This is a genomic window from Kitasatospora sp. NPDC101801 (genome assembly GCF_044766665.1).
Lineage (GTDB): Bacteria > Actinomycetota > Actinomycetes > Streptomycetales > Streptomycetaceae > Kitasatospora.
Genome location: NZ_JBIWML010000096.1, coordinates 1 through 1,723 on the forward strand (window position 1 = coordinate 1; position 1,723 = coordinate 1,723).

The 1,723-nt window shown below is 68.6% G+C and carries 1 protein-coding gene; it reads left to right on the top strand.

What is annotated here, in order from left to right:
- Positions 1-55 precede the first annotated feature (55 nt).
- Positions 56-1,708: an ISAzo13 family transposase gene (locus ACIRPK_RS36840; RefSeq protein ID WP_403047308.1), complete on the top strand. Its 1,653-nt coding sequence runs from the start codon at positions 56-58 to the stop codon at positions 1,706-1,708.
- The last annotated feature ends 15 nt before the right edge of the window (positions 1,709-1,723 follow it).

Consider the following 1,723-nt stretch of genomic DNA (forward strand, 5'->3'; position numbering starts at 1 on the left):
AGGGCTTGCAGAGGAACAAGGTGTTGCTTCCCGCTCTGCGGCTCGTTGGTCTGGTATGGGTGTATCGGAGGGGATGCGGTCTCAACTCGCCGCCAAGTTGGAGGTGTTGCTGCCTCATCTGGACGAGCGGCAGCGCCGTCTGCTGATGGGAGCGGAGGCCCGGACGCTTGGGCACGGCGGAATCCGGGCTGTGGCCCGGGCGGCGGGCGTCAGCGAGGTGACCGTGTCGAAAGGTGTGGCCGAGCTGGAGTCGGGCCAGGGGCCGCTCGGGCGGGTGCGCCGGGCAGGCGGGGGCCGCAGGCGGCTGGCCGATCTCAACCCCGGACTGCGACCGGCGCTGTTGGCCCTGGTGGAGCCGGATGTCCGTGGTGATCCGATGTCCCCGCTGCGGTGGACGACGAAGTCCACCCGCCACCTGGCCGCCGAACTGACCCGGCAGGGTCACCGGATCTCGGCCGACACGGTCGCCGACCTGCTGCGGGAGGAGGGCTTCAGCCTGCAGGCCAACGCCAAGACGCTGGAAGGAAAGCAGCACCCCGACCGGGACGAGCAGTTCCGCTACCTCAACGAACAGGTCCGCGAGCACCGGGACGCCGGTCAGCCAGTGATCAGCGTCGACGCCAAGAAGAAGGAGCTTGTCGGCGAGTTCAAGAACAGCGGCCGCGAGTGGCAGCCCATCGGGGAGCCCGTGAGGGTGAGCGTGCACGACTTCGCCGATCCCGCGCTGGGCAAGGCGATCCCGTATGGGATCTACGACCTCGCGGCGAACGCCGGCTGGGTGAACGTCGGCTGCGACCACGACACCGCCGCCTTCGCCGTAACCTCGATCCGCCGATGGTGGCACGGCCTGGGCAAGACGACCTACCCGCGGGCGACGCGGCTGCTGATCACCGCGGACGCCGGGGGTTCCAACGGCTACCGCACCCGGGCTTGGAAGATCGAACTGGCCGCGCTGGCCGCCGAGACCGGCCTTGAGATCACCGTATGCCACCTCCCGCCGAGCACCTCGAAGTGGAACAAGATCGAGCACCGGCTGTTCTCCCACATCACCATGAACTGGCGCGGCCGCCCGCTGACCAGCCACGAAGTCATCGTGCGGACCATCGCCGCGACCACCAACTGCGGCGGACTGCGCGTCCACGCCGAACTCGACACCGGCACCTACCCCATCGGCATCCAGATCGGTGACGCCGACATGGCCGCGCTGCCCCTGACCCGCCACACCTTTCACGGCGACTGGAACTACGTCCTGCACCCGGCATTGGTCGGCACACCCTCGGACGGCCATCCCGCGCCGGCCGACGACCGCGAGCCGACCACGACCTGGGATCAGGGCAGGCTGTCAGATCCCGCCCTGACCGGCATGCCCAAGCATCAACTGGACGCACTGACCGTGGCTTTGGCCGCACTGCACGATGCACAGCCCGGCGCAGGCATGGGCCGTCCACCTCGGCTTCCCTTCGACGAACAGGTCCTGGCCACCGTGCTCCACCTGCGGCTCGGCCTACCCGCGGAGCCCCTCGCCGCACTGTTCGACAGCAGCAGAAGCGCGGTGCACCGCACCTTCCACAAGGTCAGGAAGCTACTTGACCAGCACGGGACAGCCATCTCACCCGCAGCATCCCCGCCTTCAGCGTTGGCGGCCCTCCACGCTCGCGTCGTCGCCCAAGGAGGCCGCCCCAACGCGGAGATCAAACCAGCGTGTTAATGATCGGCAAACCCT

Bases quoted from the DNA above. Each gene is read 5' to 3' on its own strand.
- ACIRPK_RS36840 (WP_403047308.1), top strand. From the start codon at position 56: ATGGGTGTATCGGAGGGGATGCGGTCTCAACTCGCCGCCAAGTTGGAG.